At 65.1% G+C, this 20,488-nt stretch carries 19 protein-coding genes; 12 read left to right on the top strand and 7 right to left on the bottom strand.

The annotated features are described in order from the left end of the window. Positions 1 to 279: 279 nt before the first annotated feature. Both cysC and cysD read right to left on the bottom strand, forming a co-directional pair. Positions 280 to 2,196, bottom strand: a complete 1,917-nt coding sequence (gene cysC, locus ACSHT2_RS16360; protein ID WP_440642459.1) for an adenylyl-sulfate kinase — start codon at positions 2,194 to 2,196, stop codon at positions 280 to 282. A 22-nt stretch (positions 2,197 to 2,218) separates the two neighbouring features. Further along, positions 2,219 to 3,013 (bottom strand): sulfate adenylyltransferase subunit CysD, encoded by a 795-nt coding sequence (cysD, locus tag ACSHT2_RS16355; protein ID WP_440642853.1) that lies wholly within the window; start codon positions 3,011 to 3,013, stop codon positions 2,219 to 2,221. Between the two features lie 244 nt (positions 3,014 to 3,257). Here cysD and cysG point away from each other — a divergent pair, with 244 nt between their 5' ends. The 12 genes from cysG to ACSHT2_RS16295 all read left to right on the top strand — a co-directional run bounded on the left by cysG (position 3,258) and on the right by ACSHT2_RS16295 (position 14,551). Continuing rightward, positions 3,258 to 4,691, top strand: coding sequence for a siroheme synthase CysG (cysG, locus tag ACSHT2_RS16350; protein WP_440642458.1), 1,434 nt, complete (start codon positions 3,258 to 3,260; stop codon positions 4,689 to 4,691). Continuing rightward, the gene (locus ACSHT2_RS16345; protein ID WP_440642457.1) at positions 4,688 to 5,005 is read left to right on the top strand and encodes a DUF2849 domain-containing protein; all 318 of its coding nucleotides are present in this window, start codon (positions 4,688 to 4,690) and stop codon (positions 5,003 to 5,005) included. The genes cysG and ACSHT2_RS16345 overlap by 4 nt, the downstream gene beginning before the upstream one ends. Positions 5,006 to 5,016: 11 nt before the next feature. Next, on the top strand, positions 5,017 to 6,672 hold the full coding sequence (locus ACSHT2_RS16340; protein WP_440642456.1) for a nitrite/sulfite reductase: 1,656 nt from the start codon (positions 5,017 to 5,019) through the stop codon (positions 6,670 to 6,672). Continuing rightward, entirely contained in the window at positions 6,659 to 7,174 is a 516-nt protein-coding gene (locus tag ACSHT2_RS16335; protein ID WP_271529756.1) for a DUF934 domain-containing protein, read from the top strand. The genes ACSHT2_RS16340 and ACSHT2_RS16335 overlap by 14 nt, the downstream gene beginning before the upstream one ends. Continuing rightward, on the top strand, positions 7,171 to 7,896 hold the full coding sequence (locus ACSHT2_RS16330; RefSeq protein WP_440642455.1) for a phosphoadenylyl-sulfate reductase: 726 nt from the start codon (positions 7,171 to 7,173) through the stop codon (positions 7,894 to 7,896). The genes ACSHT2_RS16335 and ACSHT2_RS16330 overlap by 4 nt, the downstream gene beginning before the upstream one ends. Before the next feature lie 108 nt (positions 7,897 to 8,004). Then, the gene (locus ACSHT2_RS16325; RefSeq protein ID WP_440642454.1) at positions 8,005 to 9,006 is read left to right on the top strand and encodes a sulfate ABC transporter substrate-binding protein; all 1,002 of its coding nucleotides are present in this window, start codon (positions 8,005 to 8,007) and stop codon (positions 9,004 to 9,006) included. A gap of 37 nt (positions 9,007 to 9,043) precedes the next feature. After that, positions 9,044 to 9,880, top strand: coding sequence for a sulfate ABC transporter permease subunit CysT (cysT, locus tag ACSHT2_RS16320; protein WP_440642453.1), 837 nt, complete (start codon positions 9,044 to 9,046; stop codon positions 9,878 to 9,880). Positions 9,881 to 9,889: 9 nt separating this feature from the next. Beyond that, positions 9,890 to 10,801 (top strand): sulfate ABC transporter permease subunit CysW, encoded by a 912-nt coding sequence (gene cysW, locus ACSHT2_RS16315; protein ID WP_440642452.1) that lies wholly within the window; start codon positions 9,890 to 9,892, stop codon positions 10,799 to 10,801. After that, positions 10,791 to 11,825: a sulfate/molybdate ABC transporter ATP-binding protein gene (locus tag ACSHT2_RS16310; protein ID WP_440642451.1), complete on the top strand. Its 1,035-nt coding sequence runs from the start codon at positions 10,791 to 10,793 to the stop codon at positions 11,823 to 11,825. The genes cysW and ACSHT2_RS16310 overlap by 11 nt, the downstream gene beginning before the upstream one ends. A 178-nt stretch (positions 11,826 to 12,003) precedes the next feature. Beyond that, on the top strand, positions 12,004 to 12,507 hold the full coding sequence (locus ACSHT2_RS16305; protein ID WP_131872080.1) for a CAP domain-containing protein: 504 nt from the start codon (positions 12,004 to 12,006) through the stop codon (positions 12,505 to 12,507). Positions 12,508 to 12,585: 78 nt separating this feature from the next. Then, entirely contained in the window at positions 12,586 to 13,761 is a 1,176-nt protein-coding gene (locus tag ACSHT2_RS16300) for a DUF3734 domain-containing protein (protein WP_440642450.1), read from the top strand. Between the two features lies 1 nt (position 13,762). Then, positions 13,763 to 14,551, top strand: a complete 789-nt coding sequence (locus ACSHT2_RS16295; protein WP_440642449.1) for a 3-hydroxybutyrate dehydrogenase — start codon at positions 13,763 to 13,765, stop codon at positions 14,549 to 14,551. Between the two features lie 155 nt (positions 14,552 to 14,706). On the opposite strand, the gene ACSHT2_RS16290 is transcribed toward ACSHT2_RS16295, so the two are convergent. The 5 genes from ACSHT2_RS16290 to ACSHT2_RS16270 form a co-directional block, all read right to left on the bottom strand. Continuing rightward, positions 14,707 to 15,531 carry a sulfite exporter TauE/SafE family protein gene (locus tag ACSHT2_RS16290; RefSeq protein ID WP_440642448.1) on the bottom strand — a complete coding sequence of 275 codons (825 nt, stop codon included), beginning with the start codon at positions 15,529 to 15,531 and terminating at the stop codon, positions 14,707 to 14,709. Between the two features lie 169 nt (positions 15,532 to 15,700). Then, positions 15,701 to 16,405 carry an ABC transporter ATP-binding protein gene (locus ACSHT2_RS16285; RefSeq protein WP_194389927.1) on the bottom strand — a complete coding sequence of 235 codons (705 nt, stop codon included), beginning with the start codon at positions 16,403 to 16,405 and terminating at the stop codon, positions 15,701 to 15,703. After that, positions 16,392 to 18,266, bottom strand: a complete 1,875-nt coding sequence (locus ACSHT2_RS16280) for a branched-chain amino acid ABC transporter ATP-binding protein/permease (RefSeq protein WP_440642447.1) — start codon at positions 18,264 to 18,266, stop codon at positions 16,392 to 16,394. Before ACSHT2_RS16280 ends, ACSHT2_RS16285 begins: the two co-directional genes overlap by 14 nt. Then, positions 18,263 to 19,138 carry a branched-chain amino acid ABC transporter permease gene (locus tag ACSHT2_RS16275; protein ID WP_014439677.1) on the bottom strand — a complete coding sequence of 292 codons (876 nt, stop codon included), beginning with the start codon at positions 19,136 to 19,138 and terminating at the stop codon, positions 18,263 to 18,265. Before ACSHT2_RS16275 ends, ACSHT2_RS16280 begins: the two co-directional genes overlap by 4 nt. A 9-nt stretch (positions 19,139 to 19,147) precedes the next feature. Then, positions 19,148 to 20,467, bottom strand: a complete 1,320-nt coding sequence (locus ACSHT2_RS16270) for a substrate-binding protein (protein WP_440642446.1) — start codon at positions 20,465 to 20,467, stop codon at positions 19,148 to 19,150. Positions 20,468 to 20,488 lie beyond the last annotated feature (21 nt).

Here is a 20,488-nt window from a genome sequence, read left to right as displayed (position 1 = left end):
AGCAGCAAAATGCGCCCACGCGGGGCGACTTTCGGGGCCTATTAGCCCCAAAATCAAGGCCGTGAGAAGACCCCCAGGGGGTTGTCAAAATGTCAAGGAATAGGGGTAGCCGCACGCCGCGCTGTCATTCCCCGCAAAAGCGGGGAATCCGGTGCGCCGAATACTGGGGCGCCCGGTCCCCGCTACGCCAAGGCTTCGCCGGGCTCTTTGGTGTTGGGCCGGCGAAGCCTTGGCGTAGCCGGCAAGCCTGGCGGACGACGGCGAGGGGCTGGGGCAGAATCAAATATTCGCCGCGAGGTCCACGACCTCGTCGAACAGCACGCCGGTGGTCTTGAGCATGTGCTCGATCTCGTCGGCCGCCTCCGCGACCGTCCGGGCCGACGTGTCGATCACGAGTTCCGCCGCCTCCGGCTTCTCGTAGTCGTTGCCGATGCCGGTGAACGAGGCGAGCGCGCCGGCGCGAGCCTTCTTGTAATGGCCCTTGGGATCGCGCTCCTCGCAAATCCCCGCCGGTGTCGCGACGTGGATCTCGCGGAATGCGGTATCGGCAATGCGGCGTGCGGCGGCGCGGTCCTCGCGAGCGGGCGAGACCGCGGCGACGATCGCGATATGGCCGTTGCGGGCGAGATGCGTCGCGACCTCGGCGAGGCGGCGGATGTTCTCGCTTCGGTCGGCGGCGGAAAAGCCGAGATCGCTGTTGAGCCCGGCGCGCAGCGTGTCGCCGTCGAGCAGAACCGGCGAGCCGCCATTGGTGAAGAGCCGCCGCTCCAGCGCTTTTGCCAGCGTCGACTTGCCGGAGGCCGGCAGGCCGGTCAGCCAGACCACGGCACCGTTGTGGCGGTAGCGCGCCGAGCGCTCGTCCGGGCGCAGCGCCGATTCCACCGGCACGATATCGACCGGCACGGCGCGCTGGCCGGCATCGACCGACAGCACCAGGCCGCCGCCAGCGATGCGTCCCGAAACCTCGATCACGAGACGGCCGGTGCGCGGGTTCTCGGTGTAGGGATCGGTGGCGATCGGATTCGAAAGCGAAATGTCGATCTCGCCGACATGGTTGCGGCCGATCGCCTTGTTCTCGGTGCTCGAGAGCTCGCCGGGATCGACCGCCTTCTCGATGGCGACGACGGTGGCGCGGCTCTCCTTGGGACCGCTGCGGACCAGGATCTGCTCGCCCTTGGCAAGCGGCTTGTCGTGCAGCCAGAAGATGCGTGCGCGCAGCCGGCGCGTTTCGCGCGGAGCACTGCCTGCATGCGCGATGATGTCGCCGCGCTCGATGAACAGCTCGCGGTCGAGCGTGATGCCGACCGAGCGGCCGGCGCCCTGCCGTCCAGCCACCGGCGTCACCGGCCAACTCTCGACGGTCCTGATCCTGGCGATCTTGCCCGCCGGCATGATCACGATCTCGTCGCCGGCAAGCAGGCTGCCGGATTCGATGCGGCCGGCGACAATGCGCCGGTCGTCGAACTTGTAGATCGCCTGCACCGGCAGCCGCAGCGCCAGCGCTTCCAGCGGCCGCGCCGGCTCGAGCCTGTCAAGTGCCTCGACCACGGTAGGTCCCTTGTACCAGCCGATCCGGCCGGTGCGCTCGGCGACGCCGTCGCCGTCGCGCGCCGAGATCGGGATCACCGCCGTCGGCGTCACGCCGAGGCCGCTCAGATGCGCGGAGATCTCGTCGCTGATCGCCTTGAAGCGCAGGTCCGAGAAATCGACGCGGTCCATCTTGTTGACGACGACTGCGACCTGCTTCACGCCGAGCAGATGCAGGAGATAGCCGTGCCGCCTTGTCTGGTCGCGCACGCCTTCGAGCGCGTCGATGATCAGCACCGCGCCGTCGGCCTGCGAGGCGCCGGTGATCATGTTGCGCAGGAACTCGGCGTGGCCGGGCGCGTCGATCAGCACGATGTCGCGCGAATTGGTGCGGAAGCGGATCTGCGTGGTGTCGATGGTGATGCCCTGGTCGCGCTCGGTCTGGAGCGCGTCGAGCAGGAACGACCATTCGAACGGCATGCCGCGGCGCGCGCTGACGGCTTTCAGCATTTCGAGCTTGCCCTCGGGCAGGCTGCCGGTCTCGTGCAAGAGGCGGCCGACCAGCGTCGACTTGCCGTGGTCGACATGGCCGACGATGACAATGCGCACCTGGGGACGCGTGGTGCCGTTCGGAGTGGCGGACGAAGCCGGGGTGACGATCATGTTCATGCGGGCGCTCGCGTCCTTGAGGTCAGAGATAGCCGGCGACGCGCAGGCGCTCGAAAGCGTCCTCGGTCTCGTGGTCGAGAGCGCGTCCGGCGCGCTCCGGCACCTTGGTCTGTTCGAGCTCGATCAGGATTTCGTCGATGCTGGACGCTGTCGAGGCGACCGGGTTGGTGATGTCCTGATCACCCAGCGAGCGATAGCGCTTGCCATCCCTGGCGAGATACAGCGGGATGATCGGAATGTTCTCGCGCTTGGTGTAGGCCCAGATGTCGGCCTCGGTCCAATGCAGGATCGGATGAATGCGCAAATGCGCGCCTTGCGGCGGCGACGCGTTGAAATGATCCCAGAATTCCGGCGGCTGGTCGCGCACGTCCCAATTGCCCTCAAGGCCGCGCGGCGAGAACACGCGCTCCTTGGCGCGCGTTGCCTCCTCGTCGCGGCGGATGCCGGCGATCAGGCCGTCAAAGCCGTATTTGGCGAGCGCCATCTTGAGGCCTTCGGTCTTGCGCGCAGCGGAGCGCGCGGCCGGCGGCAGCGTCGGGTCGACGGCATCGATCGGCGGGCAGGGCTCGACCCGCAAATCGAGATCCCACTTCTTGCCGTAATGATCGCGGAAGCGATACATCTCCGGAAACTTCTTGCCGGTATCGACGTGAAGGGCGGGAAACGGCATCTTGCCGAAGAAGGCCTTCCGCGCCAGCCAGATCATGACGTTGGAATCCTTGCCGAGCGACCACAGCAGGGCGATCTTCTTCAGTCGGGCGAAGGCTTCGCGGAAGATATAGATGCTTTGCGCCTCGAGCTGGTCGAGATGGTCCATGCTCGGGGCAAGCTCGGCAGAAAATTCTTGCGCACGCACGCGCTCGGCCAGCGCCGGGTTGCTCATCCGATCAGCAGCGGAATCGTTCTTGAGAAGATGCATCTCTGCCACTTTGCGTTTGGAGGCGAAAATTCTATAGTTGCAGTGCGGAGGAGAAGAAAAAATTTTCTCTTTGCGCGCTCGAAACGAGACATATATAGAAAATAATTCCAGTCAACCCCGTTTGTGGGGAAGCGAGTAGCGCATGCGGTTCTTGCCGGTGTTTCTCGATCTCAAGGCCGGTCCGGTGGTCCTCATCGGCGCGGGCGAGCTATTGCGCGCCAAGCTGCGCGTGCTCGCCGCTGCCGGCGCGCGCATTCGCGTGCATGCGATCGACGGCAATCCGGATTTTGGCCTCAGCTCCGAGGACGCTCGCGTTGAACTCGCGGGCGGGGATCCGCTCACCGCCGATCTCTCAGGTGTCATCGCCATTGTCTGCGCGGGTGCCGGCGATGTCGGCGTTGCGATGTCCGGGCGGGCGAAGGCGCTCGGCCTGCCCGTCAACGTCATGGACGATCTGGAGCACTCCAGCTTCATCTTCCCGGCGATCGTCGACCGCGGCGATGTCGTGGTTGCGGTCGGCACCGGCGGGACCTCGCCGGTGGTGGCGCGGCGCGTGCGCGAGAAGATCGAGGCGCTGCTTCCGGCCCGCATCGGCGAGCTTGCCGAGTTCATCGGTACCTTCCGCAAATCCATCAACGAGCGCATCGCCGAGTTTCCGCTGCGTCGTCGCTTCTGGGAGCGCGTCATCGACGGTCCGATCGGCGCGGCCGTGCTCGCCGGTCGCAAGGGCGAAGCGGACGCATCGCTCAAGGCTATCTCCGATCCGTCCGAATTCGCGCGCGCCGACAAGCCGGAAGGCTCGGTCGCGCTGGTCGGTGCCGGCCCCGGCGATCCTGACCTTCTCACCATCAAGGCGTTGCGCGCCTTGCAGGATGCCGACATCGTCTTCCATGACGAGCTGGTCTCGCCCGAGATTCTCGACCGCATCCGCCGCGACACCACGCGCGTGCCGGTCGGCCGCCGTGTCGGCAAGCCCGGCATCGGCCAGGACGCCATCAACAAGCGTATGATCGAGGCCGCGCAAGCCGGCCAGCGCGTGGTGCGGCTGAAGGGCGGCGACCCCTTCGTGTTCGGCCGTGGTGGTGAAGAGGTCGAAGCGCTGCGCGCCGCCGGTGTCGCCTATTCTATCATCCCCGGCATCACCGCGGGGCTCGGCGGCGCCGCCGATTTCGAGGTGCCGCTTACCTACCGCCATGAGGCGACCCGCATCACCTTCCTCACCGCGCACAAGGCGCGCGATGCCGAGAACGTGGATTGGTCGACGCTGACCGACACCAAGATGACCGTCGTGGTCTACATGGGCATGACGGCGGCGCCGGCCGTGCGCGCCGGCCTGTTCGCGGCCGGCCGCTCGCCGGAAACGCCGGTTGGCGTGTTCGCCCGTGTCACGCGGCCCGATGCGCAGGGCGCGATCGGCACGCTACGCGATCTGCCCGAGCTCGTACGGCGGATCCAAGGTGGTCCCGCCATCCTCATCATCGGCGACGTGGTCCGGCATGCCGGCTCGCTTGGCCGTCAAACCTCCAAGAAAACCCCGAAGCAAATCATCTCTGACCTCCTGGATGCAGCCGAATGACCTCCCCGCTTGAACAGAAGAAGATCAAAATCGCCGGCCCCTCGGTCGTGACCGCCAACCGCACCTGGGACGGCATCGTCGTCTACCGCACCGCCACCAAGGGCTGGTCCGCGGAGCTGTCGGAAGCCGCGATCGTGCGCAACTCCGACGAGGCCAGGGCGTTGCTTGCGGAGTCCGTCGCAGATGATGTCGGTGCGATTGGTCCCTATATCGCGCCGGTGCAGATCGGCGAGGATGGCAAGATCCTGCCCGGCAATCTGCGTGAACAGATCCGCCGCACCGGCGTCACCATCGGACAGCCGGCCCAGGTTTAAGGCACGCACTTATGTATGCTTACGACGAAATCGACCGCACGCTCGTCAACGAGCGCGTCTCGGAGTTCCGCGACCAGGTGAAGCGGCGCCTCTCCGGCGAGCTCACCGAGGACGAGTTCAAGATCCTGCGGCTTCAGAACGGCGTCTATCTGCAACTGCACGCCTACATGTTCCGCGTCGCGATCCCCTACGGCACGCTGGCGACGAACCAGCTGCGGGCGCTTGCCCATGTCGCGCGCAAATACGACCGCGGCTACGGCCATTTCACCACGCGGCAGAACATCCAGTTCAACTGGATCAAGCTCGCCGAGCTGCCGGATGCGCTGGCTGATCTCGCCGAGGTCGGCATCCATGCGATGCAGACCTCCGGCAACAACATGCGCAACGTCACCTCGGACCAGTGGGCCGGCGTCGCGCCCGGCGAGATCGAGGACCCGCGCATCTGGTCGGAGCTGATCCGCCAGCATACCACGCTGCATCCGGAATTCTCGTTCCTGCCGCGCAAGTTCAAGATCGCGATCACCGCGTCGGACCATGACCGCGCCGCGATCAAGATCCACGATATCGGCCTGCGGCTGATCAGGAACGAGAAGGGCGAGACCGGCTTCGAGGTGCTGGTCGGCGGCGGTCTCGGCCGCACGCCGTTCATCGCCAAGACCATCAAGCACTTCGTGCACGGCCGCGACATCCTCAGCTACATCGAGGCTATCTTACGCGTCTACAACCAGTACGGCCGCCGCGACAACATCTACAAGGCGCGTATCAAGATCCTGGTGCACGAGCTCGGCATCGAGAAGTTCTCCCGCGAGGTCGAGGAGGAGTGGCAGCACATCCGCAACTCCTCGCTCCAGATCGACGACGAGGTGATCGAGGACATCCGCTCGCGCTTCACCTATCCCGCCTACGAGAAGCTGCCGCACATGCCCGACGAGCTGCGCCAGGCCGCGGCCGATCCGGATTTCGAGGCGTGGCGCAAGAACTCGGTGGCCCCGCACAAGGTGCAGGGCTATTCGATCGTCACGATCTCACTGAAGCCGACCGGCGGGCCTCCGGGCGATGCCACGGCCGAGCAGATGGACGCGCTGGCCGACCTCGCCGACAAATATTCCTTCGGCGAAATCCGCGTCGGCCATGAGCAGAACCTGGCGCTGCCGCATGTCGCCAAGCGCGACCTGCCGGCGCTGTGGAAGGCGCTGGACAGGCTCGGGCTCGCGACGCCGAACGTCAATCTGATCACCGACATCATCGCCTGCCCCGGGCTCGATTATTGCTCGCTGGCGAATGCGCGCTCGATCCCGATCGCGCAGGAGCTGACGCGGCGCTTCGCCAATCACGAGCTCGCCAATCTGATCGGCCGGCTCCACATCAACATCTCCGGCTGCATCAATGCCTGCGGCCATCACCATGTCGGCCATATCGGCATTCTCGGCGTCGAGAAGAACGGCGAGGAAGTCTACCAGATCACCATCGGCGGCCGCGCCGACGAGAACGCGGCGCTCGGGACCCTGATCGGGCCGGGCGTCAAGTTCGACGAGGTCGCCGATGTCGTCGAGGACATCGTGGAAGCCTATCTGGCGCTGCGTGAGCGGCCCGAGGAGCTGTTCATGGACACGGTGAAGCGCCTCGGCGTCGAACCCTTCAAGGAGCGCGTCTATGCCACTCGTTAACGGCGGAAAGATCGTCGACGACGGCTTCGTCAAGCTCGCCGTCGATACGCCGCTGCCCGAGCGCGGCGACATTCTCGTGCCGGCCGAGCGTTTCCTCGGCGAGGCCGAGGGCTTGCTCCAGCGCGCCGGCAAGGTCGGCGTGATCTGGCCGAACAATCGCGACATCGCCGAGCTCGTGCCGTATCTCGGCAGGATCGCGGCCGTCACGCTGGTGTTCCCGACCTTCCGCGACGGGCGTGCCTACAGCCAGGCACGGCTGCTGCGAGAACGTTACAATTACCGCGGCGAGTTGCGCGCCACCGGCCAGGTGCTGCGCGACCAGTTCGTGTTCATGCTGCGCGCCGGCTTCGATGCCTTCGAGGTCAAGAAGCAGGCGGACGCGGAAGCCTTCATGCAGACGGCCAGGCGCTATTCGGTGTTCTACCAGCCGACCGGCGATGGCCGCATCACGGCGCTGCACCGGCGCATGCAGCTGCGCCATTCCGAAGGCGTCGGCACGTGAACGCGATCGCGCCTCAGATTTCGACGGTCTCTGCGTTGCCTTCGGCGGACGAGCTCGATCGGAGCTTGCGCGATGCCTCGCCCGCCGAGATCATCGCCGCGGCGCTGAAGACGGTCGGGCGCGACAGGCTCGCGCTGGTATCGTCCTTCGGCACGGAATCGGCGACGCTGCTGAAGGTCATGGCGGACGTCGATCCCGCGATTCCGGTGATCTTTCTCGACACCGGCTGGCTGTTCGAGGAGACGCTGGCCTATCGCGATATGCTGATCGCAAAGCTCGGTCTGAAGGACGTCCGGTCGATCAAGCCGGCCGAGGAGACGCTCTCGCGCGCCGATCCCGACCGCGACCTCTGGTTCTCCGATCCCGACGCCTGCTGCCGCATTCGAAAGGTCGAGCCGCTGGCGCGGGCGCTGAAGCCGTTCTCGGCTTGGCTCAACGGCCGCAAGCGCTTCCAGGGTAGTGCGCGCGCCGATATTCCCGTCGTCGAGGACGACGGCGCGCGGTTGAAGTTCAATCCCTTCGCCAACGTCTCGCCCGAGGAGATCGAGACGATCTTCACCCGTGCCAAATTGCCGCGGCACCCTCTGGTTGCGTCAGGATTTCTGTCGGTTGGCTGTATGCCTTGCACCAGCAGAACGGCCGAGGGCGAGGACGCGCGCGCCGGCCGATGGCGGGGCCGCGCCAAGACAGAATGCGGCATTCACACGATGAAGGTTTCGTAGCACGGTCGCGCTGCCACGCTGCGAACAAGAAAATCCGGTTCCGTTGACTCAAGGGTGTTTCGCCCCGAGTTATGCCTGCCATCGATGACATCGGCGTCGTCGAGGTGAATGGAGATGGACATGATGCGCCGTATCGTTCCGCTCGCTGCAGGACTCCTCTGGGCAAACTCGGCTGTCGCTGCTGACATCAGTTTACTGAACGTATCGTACGATCCGACACGTGAGCTCTATGTCGAGTTCAACAGGGCATTCGCGAATGCCTATCAGAAGGAGACCGGCAAGAGCATCGAGATCAAGCAGTCGCATGGCGGCAGCGGTTCGCAAGCGCGCGCGGTGATCGACGGATTGCAGGCCGACGTGGTGACGCTCGCGCTCGCCTATGACATCGACGTGATCGCGAGCAAGGGACTGACCGCGGCGGACTGGCAGAAGCGCCTGCCGCAGAATTCATCCCCCTATACCTCGACCATCGTGTTCCTGGTGCGCAAGGGCAATCCCAAGGGCATCAAGGACTGGGACGATTTGATCAAGCCGGGCGTCGCCGTGATCACGCCGAACCCGAAGACATCGGGCGGGGCGCGCTGGAATTATCTTGCAGCCTGGGGCTTTGCGCAGAAGAAGTTCGGCTCGGCCGACAAGGCCAAGGATTTCATCGGCAAGTTGTACCAGCAGGTCCCGGTGCTCGATACCGGCGCGCGCGGCGCCACCGTAACCTTCGTCGAGCGCGGCGTCGGCGACGTGTTGCTCGCCTGGGAGAACGAGGCGCACCTCGCTTTGAAGGAGTTCGGCGCGAACAAGTTCGAGATCGTGGCGCCGCCGCAATCGATCCTGGCCGAGCCGCCGGTCGCGATCGTCGACAAGGTCGCCGACAGAAAGCGCAATCGCAACGTCGCGGATGCCTATCTCCAGTACTGGTACACGAGGGAAGGTCAGGAGATCGCCGCGCGCAACTTCTACCGTCCGCGCGATGCCGAAATCGCCAAGAAGTACGAAAATGCCTTCGCCAAGGTCGAGCTGTTCACGATCGACGACGTTTTCGGCGGCTGGACTAGGGCTCAGAGGGAACATTTTGCCGACGGCGGCGTCTTTGATCAGATCTACAAGAACTGATCGGGCGCTGTCTTAAGAGGCTTTTGCAGGGGGCCTGGTGAGCGCAGTTGCAGCACGACGCCGGACATTGCCGGGCTTCGGTCTCACCATGGGACTGACGCTGACCTGGCTCTCCGTGATCATCCTGATTCCGCTCGCCGGCCTGTTCCTGAAATCGCTCGAGCTCAGTCCGGAGCAGTTCTGGAACATCCTCTCCAGCCGCCGCACGCTGAACGCGCTCCGCGTCTCGTTCGGCCTCGCCTTTGCGGCGGCCTGCGTCAATCTCGTCATGGGCAGCATCATCGTCTGGGCGCTGGTGCGCTACCGCTTTCCGGGCCGGCGGTTGTTCGATGCGATCGTCGACGTGCCCTTCGCGCTACCCACGGCTGTCGCCGGCGTGGCGCTGACCGCGCTGTTCGCCGAGAAGGGTTGGCTGGGCGCTCCGCTCGCCGCGCTCGGCATCAAGGTGGCGTTCACGCCGCTCGGCATCTTCGTCGCGATGATCTTCATCGGTATTCCCTTCGTGGTGCGCACGGTGCAGCCGGTGCTCCAGGATCTCGATCCTGAGATCGAGGAGGCCGCGGGCAGCCTGGGCGCCAGCCGCTGGCAGACCATCATCCGTGTGATCCTGCCGTCGCTCGCGCCGGCGCTGCTCACCGGCCTCGCGCTCGCCTTCGCCCGCGCGGTCGGCGAATACGGCTCCGTGATTTTCATCGCCGGCAATCTGCCGAACGTCTCCGAGATCGCGCCGCTCCTGATCGTGATCCGTCTCTCGGAGTTCCGCTACGCCGACGCGACCGCCATCGCGGTGGTCATGCTCGTCGTCTCCTTCGTCATCATCTTCGCCGTCAACCGGCTCCAGCGCTGGGCGCAGAGCCGGATCCCGGTGCGCTGAGGGCGGATCATGACGATGCAGATCGCCCATTCAGGCCCGGTCACCTCGTCCGACGAGAAGGCCCGTGCACGTGAAGCCCTCGCGCGGGACAGTCTTCGCACCGAGCCGAAGGCCGTGCGCATTGCCATCATCACGCTCGCGATCGCGTTTCTCACCATCTTCGTCGTGCTGCCGCTGGTGGTGGTGTTCGCGCATGCGTTCTCGAAGGGAATCGCCGCCTATTTCGCCGCGCTGGCCGAGCCGGAGGCGCTGGCTGCGATCAGGCTGACGCTGCTGGTCGCCGCGATCTCCGTCGGCCTCAACCTGGTGTTCGGCCTTGTCGCCGCCTGGGCCATCGCCAAGTTTGACTTCCCGGGCAAGACCTTCCTGATCACGCTGATCGACCTGCCGTTCTCGGTGAGCCCGGTGATCTCGGGCCTCGTCTTCGTGCTGCTGTTCGGTGCGCAGGGCTATTTCGGCACCCGGCTGCAGGACCACGACATCCAGATCCTGTTCGCGGTGCCCGGCATCGCGCTTGCCACCACCTTCGTGACCTTCCCGTTCGTGGCGCGCGCGCTGATCCCCCTGATGCAGGAGCAGGGCACGCAGGAGGAGGAGGCCGCAATCTCGCTCGGTGCCTCCGGCCTGCAGACCTTCTTCCGCGTCACCCTGCCCAACATCAAATGGGGCGTGCTCTACGGCGTTCTGCTCTGCAATGCGCGCGCGATGGGCGAGTTCGGCGCGGTTTCAGTCGTCTCCGGACACATCCGCGGCGAAACCAACACGATGCCGCTCCTGGTCGAGATTCTCTATAACGAGTACCAGTTCGTCGCCGCCTTCGCGATCGCCTCGCTGCTCGCAATGCTGGCGCTGATCACGCTGATCGTGAAGACCGTTCTCGAACGCCATCTGGACGAAGGACAAGACGCAAGTGACCATTGAAGTCAGGAATCTCATCAAGACGTTCGGCAGCTTCAAAGCCCTCGACGGCGTCGATCTCAAGGTCGACAGCGGCGAGTTGGTGGCGCTGCTCGGTCCGTCCGGTTCCGGCAAGACCACGCTGCTGCGGATCGTCGCGGGGCTCGACTGGCCCGATTCCGGCGAGGTCTTCATCAATGGCGAGGACGCGCTGGCGCAGGGCGCGCGCGAGCGGCATGTCGGCTTCGTGTTCCAGCACTACGCGCTGTTCCGCCACATGACGGTGTTCGAGAACGTCGCCTTCGGCCTGCGCGTGCAGCCGCGCGCGGTCCGGAAAGACGAGGCCGCGATCCGCGCCCGGGTCAAGGAACTGCTCGATCTCGTGCAACTCGATTGGCTCGCCGACCGCTATCCGAACCAGCTCTCCGGCGGCCAACGCCAGCGCATCGCGCTCGCCCGCGCGCTCGCGATCGAGCCGCGCATCCTGCTGCTCGACGAGCCGTTCGGCGCGCTCGATGCCAAGGTCCGCAAGGAGCTGCGCAAATGGCTGCGCTCGCTGCATCACGAGATCAACGTCACCTCGATCTTCGTCACCCATGACCAGGAGGAGGCGCTCGAAGTCGCCAACCGCGTCGTGGTGATGGACAAGGGCAGGATCGAGCAGATCGGCACGCCCGACGACGTCTACGAGAGCCCGGCGAGCGCGTTTGTCCATGGCTTCATCGGTGAATCCATCGAGCTACCGGTCCAGGTCGAGGGCGGTGCTGTCAGGCTCGCCGACCGGCCGCTTCGGCTCACGGCGGACGGGCTTGCGCCTGGCGCGTCAAAACTGTTCGTGCGGCGACATGACATGCTGGTAGGCCCGCCCGGCAGCGGCGCCTTCGAGGGCGCGGTCCGGCATGTCCGCAATTTCGGCCCCGTACAGCGCGCCGAGGTCGTGCTCTCGGGCGGCCAGACCATCGAGATCGATGCCCCCCGCGACAAGGAACTTCGCGCCGGCGACACGATCGGACTGGAGCCCCGCCGCTACCGGATATTTGCGGGTTGAACACCCGTCATTCCGGGGCGCGCGTCAGCGCGAACCCGGAATCTCGAGGTTATGCAGCGAGATTCCGGATTCGCTGATACATGTCGTCCCGGAACGACTTGCGTTGATTTTCTTCAAAATTCACCTTTCAGCCACGGTTGATATGCAACAACGCCCCCTCATTTGGGGGCCTCGATTCATGCGCGCTGCGGCCGCAATTCTCATCACTTTGCTGCTCGCCGGCTGTGCCGGCAACGAAGCACCGGTCCAGCAGCCATCCATGTACACCGACATGGCGGTTCCGGGCTCCAAGCTCGATGCGCAGGCGGCTGCGGTGATGATCTCGCAATACCGCCAGAACAACGGGCTCGGCACCGTCGTGATCGATCCCGACCTGATGCGGCTCGCCGAGTCCCAGTCGGGCGCGATGGCGGCCGCGAACAAGATGGACCACGACGTCCGCGCGCCGCTGGCCAAGCGTCTCGCCGCCGGCGGTTATCCCGCGACCGTGGCAGTCGAGAACATCTCGGCCGGCTATCATACGCTGGCGGAAGCGTTTTCCGGCTGGCGCGACTCGCCTCCTCACCGCGCCAACATGCTCAAGGGCGGTGTCACAAAATTGGGCATCGCGGCGAGCTATGCTCCCGGCACCAAATACAAGGTGTTTTGGACCATGATCTTGGCCTCGACGGAGCCTCGATAAGCCAGACTTGATCTCGGGACGCATTGACGCCGCGGTGGAGTGTCGCCACGGTGGCCAGCCTTTTGCTATTGTTCCCTTATGACCGATCATAGTCCGGAAATCACAACGATCCCCACGAACGCGCAACGCGTCCTGGTCCTCCAGGGCGGCGGCGCGCTCGGCTCCTATCAGGCCGGGGCCTATCAGGCGCTGTGCGGCTACGGCTTCGAGCCGGAATGGGTGGCCGGCATCTCCATCGGTGCGGTCAACGCTGCCATCATTGCCGGCAATGAGGGCCAGACGCGCGTCAAGCGGCTCAAGGAGTTCTGGGAGATGGTCTCGGCGCCGGTACCGTGGAAGCCGATCGGCAAGAGCGACCACAGCCGCGAGCTGTTCAATTCCACCAGTGCTGCGCTGATTGCGACCTTCGGCGTGCCCGGCTTCTTCACGCCGCGCATTCCCCCGGCGCCGCTCTGGCCGCCGGGGCATCCCGAAGCGGAAAGCTATTACGATACCTCGCCGCTCAAGAAGACGCTGGAGCGTCTCGTCGATTTCGACCGCATCAACGACCTGAAGACGCGCCTGTCGGTCGGCGCGGTCGGCGTCACCTCGGGCAACTTCAAGTATTTCGACAATTACGAGTTCAAGAAGCTCGGCAAGACGATCGGCCCCGAGCACATCATGGCCTCCGGCGCGCTGCCGCCCGGCTTTCCCTCCGTGATGATCGACGGCGAGCACTATTGGGACGGCGGCATTGCTTCCAACACCCCGCTCGACTACGTGCTCGATGCCGAGGTCGAACGCGACATGCTGATCTTCCAGGTTGATCTGTTTTCCGCGCGCGGCGACCTGCCGAACTCGCTGCTGGAGGCAGCCGAGCGCGAGAAGGACATCCGCTATTCCAGCCGCACGCGGATGAACACCGACAAGAACAAGCAGCTGCACAACGCGCGCCGGGCCGTGCGCGACCTGATCGGCAAATTGCCGGACTATCTCAAGAACGATCCTTCCGTCGAATTCCTGGCGAAGGTGTCGCGCGAAAGCACCGTTACGGTGGTGCATCTGATCTACCGCAGCAAGAACTACGAATCCTCGTCAAAAGATTACGACTTCTCGCATGTCGGCATGGTCGAGCATTGGGAGGCCGGCGTGCGCGACGTGCATCTGTCGATGCGCCACAGGGACTGGCTCGAGCGGCCCCAGTCCGGCGAGACCATGGTGACCTACGATCTCACGGGGGACGTCACCGCGCCCCCGGCAAAAAGGAGCGAATAGAATGGGTAGTCTGTCAGGCAAGAACGCCGTCGTGACCGGGTCGACCAGCGGCATCGGGCTCGCCTATGCGCGCGCCTTCGCCGCCGCCGGCGCCAATGTCGTCATCAACGGCTTCGGCTCACCGGAAGACATCGAGAAGGAACGCGCCAAGATCGAGTCCGACTTCAAGGTCAAGGCGATCTACTCGCCTGCCGACATGACCAAGCCCGCCGAGATCGCCGGCATGATCGCGCTCGGCGAGAAGACGTTCGGGTCGGTCGACATCCTCGTCAACAATGCCGGCATCCAGTTCGTCTCGCCGATCGAGGAGTTTCCGCCGGAGAAGTGGGACCAGATCATCGCGATCAACCTGTCCTCGGCCTTTCACGCCATCCGTGCCGCCGTTCCCGGCATGAAGAAGAAGGGCTGGGGCCGCATCATCAACACGGCGTCCGCGCATTCGCTGGTCGCCTCGCCCTTCAAGTCGGCCTACGTCTCGGCCAAGCACGGCATCGCCGGTCTCACCAAGACCGTGGCGCTGGAAGTCGCGACCCACAAGATCACCTGCAACTGTATCAGCCCGGGCTATGTCTGGACGCCGCTCGTCGAGAAGCAGATCCCCGACACGATGAAGGCGCGCAACCTGACGCGCGAGCAGGTCATCAACGACGTGCTGCTCGACGCGCAGCCGACCAAGGAGTTCGTCACCTCCGAGCAGGTCGCAGCGCTCGCGCTGTTCCTGTGCGGCGACGACGCAGCCCAGATCACCGGCACCAATCTCTCGATCGACGGCGGCTGGACGGCAGAGTAATTCCGCGTCGTTTCTGCTGGTCCGCTGTCGTGCCCCCGCTTGATCGGGGCATCCAGTACGCCGCGGCCTATCGAGGCGATCACGGCTTTCTCGGAGCACTGGATCGCCCGGTTCAAGCCGGGCGATGACAGTGAGAGTGCGGCGCGGTCTCTGGCCTAATGCGTCCAGGCCAGCGCCGTCACGAATGCCGACGACAAGTTCAGCTCGGCAAACATGATCTTGCCGGCGACCACGAACAGCACGCTGGCAAGCGTCAGCCGCAGCACCGTCTCGGGCACGCGCGTTGCGCTGTAGCTGCCCACGATGATGCCGGGCAGCGAACCCATCAGAAGCACGCCCATCAGCGCCCAGTCGACATCGCCAAGCGCCCAGTGGCCGATCCCGGCAACCAGCGTCAGCGGCACGGCATGGGCGATGTCGGAGCCGACGATGGACGCCATCGGCAGGCGCGGATAGAGCAGCAGCAGCACCGTCACACCGACCGCACCGGCGCCGACCGACGAGATCGAGACGAGCACGCCGAGCACGACGCCCGTGACGACGGTCGCAACCGCCGTGGTGCGCGCGTCGACCTGTTCGAGGCGATGGCGATAGCGCTCCATGATTGCCTTGCGGAAGATCAGCGAGGTCGCGGTCAGCAGGAGCGCGAAGCACAGCACGACATTGACGAGGCCGCGCTCCGCATCGCTCTTGAGATCAAGCTTCCACAGCACGAACAGCGTCAGCGCGCTTGCCGGAATGCTGCCGCAAGCGAGCCGCAGCACCGCCGGCCAGTGCACGCTCCGCGACCAGCCATGCACCACACTGCCGCCGGTCTTGGTGGCAGCGGCATAGAGCAGGTCGGTGCCGACCGCGGTGGAGGGGTGGACGCCGAACAACAGGATCAGCAGCGGCGTCATCAACGAACCGCCGCCGACGCCGGTCATGCCGACAAGCAGGCCGACAGCGAATCCGGAGGCGACGTAGAGTGGATCGAACATATCAAGGGAATCTTAGGTTGATCTCGTCGGGTGGGCAATACGACGTAGAATAAACTTTCCCTGACGAGCAAGTCGTTGGATTAAATAAGAAAAATCTTTCCGCGGCGCGGCGACAGACAGTCGTTTCGCCCAAATCGGTGCCCTATCGCGAAACAGCCGTTCGCAGTGCTCACGCGCCGACGCCGAGGAAATCCCGCGCCAGGTCAGGGTTGGCGGTAAGCTCGGCGGAGGTGCCCTCGAACACCACGTGGCCGTTGTTGAGGCCGTAGACGCGGGTGGCGAAGCTCAGCGCTGCGGCGACGTTCTGCTCGACCACGATCATAGTGCGTCCCTCACGGGCGAGACCTGCGGCAACGTTGACGAGATCGCGCACGATCAGCGGCGCCAGTCCCTCGAACGGCTCGTCGAGCAGGATGATGCGGGCGTCGCGGATCAGCGCGCGGGCGATCGAGAGCATCTGCTGCTCGCCGCCCGACAGCGTTCGTCCGAGAGACTTGCGTCGTTCCTTCAGGCGCGGAAACACACCGTAGATGCGCTCGAACGACCACGCGTTCGGCGCGGTCAAGGCCGCGATGCGCAGGTTCTCCTCCACCGTCAGGCCGCCGAAGATCGCGCGCTCCTCAGGGACAAGCTGCACGCCCATGTTGGCGATGGCGGATGGAGCGAGACCGCTGATCGGCTTGCCATCGAGCCGGATCTCGCCACTCCTCGGGGCGAGCACACCCATGATCGAGCGCAGCGTCGTGGTCTTGCCGGCACCGTTGCGACCGAGCAGCGCCACGACCTCGCCCTCCTCCACCCGGATCGAGAGGTCGAACAGGACGTGGGAATCGCCGTAAAGCGTGTTGATGCGGTCGACTTCAAGCAGGCTCATGCGCGTGAAGCCCTCCGAGGTAAGCGTCCTGAACCTGCTGGTTGCCGCGGATCTCGTCCGCCGTGCCGTCGGCGAGCAGGCGGCCTTCGTAGAGCACGGTGATGCGCTCGGCGAGGCCGAAGATTGCGTCGAGGTCGTGCTCGACGATGACGATGGTGCAGGTCCGGGCGATGTCGCGGATCAGTGCGCAGGTCGCGGCGCGTTCCGACGGGCTCATGCCGGCGAGGGGCTCATCGAGCAACAGCACCTTCGGGCTCGTCGCAAACGCCATGCCGATCTCGAGCCGCCGCTTCTCGCCGTAGGCGAGGACGTGCGCCGGTGTGTCGGCGCGCGCTGCAAGATCGAGCAGCGCCATGATCGCGTCGATCTGTGCCTCCACCTCCGGCAGGCTGTCGGCCGTTCGCAGCAGGTCGATCCGCAGCGGTCCGCGGCAGCGCGCCAAGGCGGCGATGCGCAAATTCTTCCGCACCGAGAGATTCGGAAAGAGCTGGTTCAACTGGTTGGACTTGGCGATGCCGAACTGCGCGGTCCGGCTGACCCCGTGGCCGGTCACTTGCGATCCGAACAACAGCACATGACCCGAGGTCGGGCTGACCTCGTCCAGCAGCATCTTGAACAGCGTGCTCTTGCCGGCGCCGTTCGGGCCGATCACGGCATGAATGGAGCCGCAGCGCACCTTGAACGAGACGCCGTCAACCGCCTTCAGCCCGCCATAGTTCCGCGCCAGCGCGCAGGCTTCCAGGGCAATGTCGCTGTCGCCGGTGGCGGGTGACGGCAATGGCAGGGCGGTGTCGCGTCCCCTGCTCGATGCAGTTTTCACCGCGACGCCGGCCTCGATCGCCTCGGTCACGGCCTCTGCGGCCTGCCGCGCGGCGAGAGTTCGGCGTTCGGTCCACCAATGGATGATCTCGCCGCAGATGCCGCGGCGCAGGCCGACGACCAGGACGATGAAGGCGATGCCGAGCACCAGCTTCCATAGCGTGGTGAGGCCGGGAATGAGCTGGAGATTGTCGCGCAGCCACAGCCAGACCGCGGCGCCGACCAGCGGTCCGATCAGGGTGTTGGCGCCGCCGACGATGGTCTGGACCACGAGCTGGCCGGACGTCTCCAGCGAGAATGCATCCGGCGGCATGTAGCTCTGGAACGAGCCGAGCAGGCCGCCGGCGAGTCCCGCATAGAGCGCGGCGATGACGAAGGCTGCGAGCTTGTAGGCCGGCACGTTATGGCCGAGCATTGCGACGCGCGCGGTGTTCTCCTTGATCGCGAGCAGGATCGCGCCCACGGGAGAGCGGACGATGCGGCGTGCCAGCACGTAGCCGCCGAAGAAAATCACCGCGAACAGCACGTACATCGGCAGGCCTGCGCCGATGCGGATGGCATGCTCGCCGAAGCCGAGCACGGGCACCGGCACGCCGGGAATGCCGTTTTCGCCACCCGTGTAGTGCGACAGCGGCGAGTTCTCGATGAAATAGGCCATCTGGCCGAACGCCAGCGTGATCATCGTGAAGTAGATGCCGATGCGGCGCACCGCGAGCCAGCCGACGACGAGCCCGAATGCGCCGGCCGATATTGTGCCGGCGGCGAGCGCCAGCCACACGCTGCTCAGGGTGCCGGAAACCAGCAGATACGCCGTGACGAAGCCGCCGACGCCGTAGAACGCGGCCTGGCCGAATGACAGGAGGCCGGCGAGGCCAAACAATATGTCGAAGCCGAGCCCGATCAGTCCCCAGTTCAGCACCCGCGTCAGCAGGTCGATGGAAAAGCCGAGATGCGGCAGCACCACCGGTGCCGCAATCAGCGCGGCAAGAATCGCGAGCTCCGGAATGTGGCTCCGAAGCGCGTTCGATCGCGACTTGTTCATACCCGTCCTTCCGAGCCGAACAGGCCCTGCGGGCGCAACACCAGGAGCAGCGCCATCAGCGCGTAGAGCATCACTTCCGAATAGGAGGAGTTGAATGCGCTGGTGAGGCTGACGATCTCGCCGGCGATCAACCCGCCGACCACGGCGCCCGGGAACGAGCCGAGGCCGCCGAGCACGATCACGACGAAGGACTGCGCCATGAAATTCGCGCCCATGTCCGGTGTCACCGCGACGACCGGAGCATAAAGCATTCCGGCGAGGCCGACTGCGACGACGCCGATCGCGAACACCAGGAGGAAGGTGCGCCGCAGATTGATGCCGAGGATGCCGACCATGCCGGGGTTCTCGATTCCGGCGCGAACCACGAGACCCATCGACGTGCGGTAGAGAACGAGATAGAGGCCGACCAGCAGCGTTGCGATGATGGCGATGAGCTGGAGGCGGTAGGTCGGATAGATCAGGAAGCCGAGCTGCGTTGCGCCCTGTCCCCATGACGGCGTCGGCACGCGCTGCGCGTTGCCGCCGAAGACGGCGCGCACGCACTCCACGAGCACGATGCCGATGCCGTAGGTGACGAGGATCTGGTCTTCATGCGGCCGGCCGTAAAAGAAGCGGATGATCAGGCGCTCGAGCAGAAAGCCGAGCACCAGCATGAAGCCGCAGCCGACCGCAATCGCGAGCAGGAACGACTGGGTGTATTGCAGCATGACGAAGGCGGCATAGGCGCCCACGGCGAACAACGCGCCGTGGGCGAAGTTCAGGACACCGAGCGTGCCCAGGATGATGGTCAGGCCGCTGCTGACGAGCGCCAGCAGCGAACCGAGGGCGAGGCCGTTGAAGGCCTGCGAGGCGAGGGCGGGCCAGCTTGGCATCTGGGCGGCTCAGGTATAGGGGCCGAGCTTGCAGCCGAACAGGTCCGGCGGATTCATCACGCTCTCGCCTTCGGCGACGTCGACGATCTCGTAATAGTCCTCGGGCCCCTTCATCTCCGCCGGCGCCTTGCCGCGCAGGACCGGTATCGGACGCACCATCTGGTGATCCTCGGCGCGGAAATAGACCTTGCCGATCGTGGTCTCGTAGGGCTGCTCCTTCGAGGCCTCCATCGCTTTGATGACCTCGACCGGATTGAAGCTCTTCACCCGCTCGACCGTCAGCGCCCAGAGATAGGTCTGCATGTAGCCGATATGGGCGCCCCAGCGCGGGTGATATTTGTTCTTCGCGACGAAGGCGTCGACGAAGCCCTTCGCGAGCGGATAGCGGTCCGACAGCGTCCACCAGAAGTCGCAACTGCCATAGACGCCCTGCATGATTTCGGCGCCGAGCTCCTTGTCCTGGAACGAGGACAGGTTCGGCACCACCAGCTTCATCTTCTTGAGCACGCCGAATTGCTCGGCCTGCTTGGTCGAGGCGACCGCGTCGGAACCGAAGGCGATGTTGACGAACACGTCCGCACCGCTGTTGGCAATGTTGAGAAGCGCCGAGGAATAGTCGGTGGTGCCGAGCGGAACCACTTCCTTGGCGACCTGCTGCCAGCCCTGTTCCTTCGAGAACTTCGCGAAGCTGTCATAGACGGTGTGGCCGTAGGTATAGTCGGGCACCAGGAAGGCGGTCTTCATGTTCTTGCCGAGCGCCTTGGCGACGACAGGCGCGAGCGCCTTGGCGGCCATGTAGGCGTTCTGCTGCGAGCGGAAGCCATAGCGCTGGCAGTTCTTGCCGGTAATGTCGTTGGAGCCGGCGATGCCCACCATGTAGAGCACCTTTTCGCGCGAGCCCAATTCCTCCAGCGCGATCGCGCTGGCGCTCGACACCGAGCCTGCCAGCATGATCGCCTTGTCGCGCTGGATGAACTGCGTGGCGCTCTGCACGTCGAGATTGGGTTTGCCCTCGGTGTCAGACACCTTGTAGCGGATCTGGCGGCCGAGCACGCCCTTGCCTTGCAGGCCCCATTTCTTCGCGGCATCGCTGCCCGCGTTGATCTCTGAGATCGCAAGCTCGTAACCAAGCTTGAGATCGCCGCCGTCACCGGAGAAAACGCCGGTGAGCGGAATGGTCAGTCCGACGAAGACCGAGTCCGAGGTGACGCCGTCCGGGAAGGTGCCGATGCTGGCCGGCGTCTGCGCCCAGGCGGCGCTACCTGGAAGCACGAGACCGGCAGCGGCGCCGGCGCTTCCGAGCAGAATCTGACGACGATCGAGCTTCATGACTCACCTTCCAAGTTTCAT

This window comes from Bradyrhizobium sp. PUT101, from assembly GCF_052043945.1.
Lineage (GTDB): Bacteria > Pseudomonadota > Alphaproteobacteria > Rhizobiales > Xanthobacteraceae > Bradyrhizobium.
This window is presented reverse-complemented; position numbering and strand designations above follow the sequence as displayed.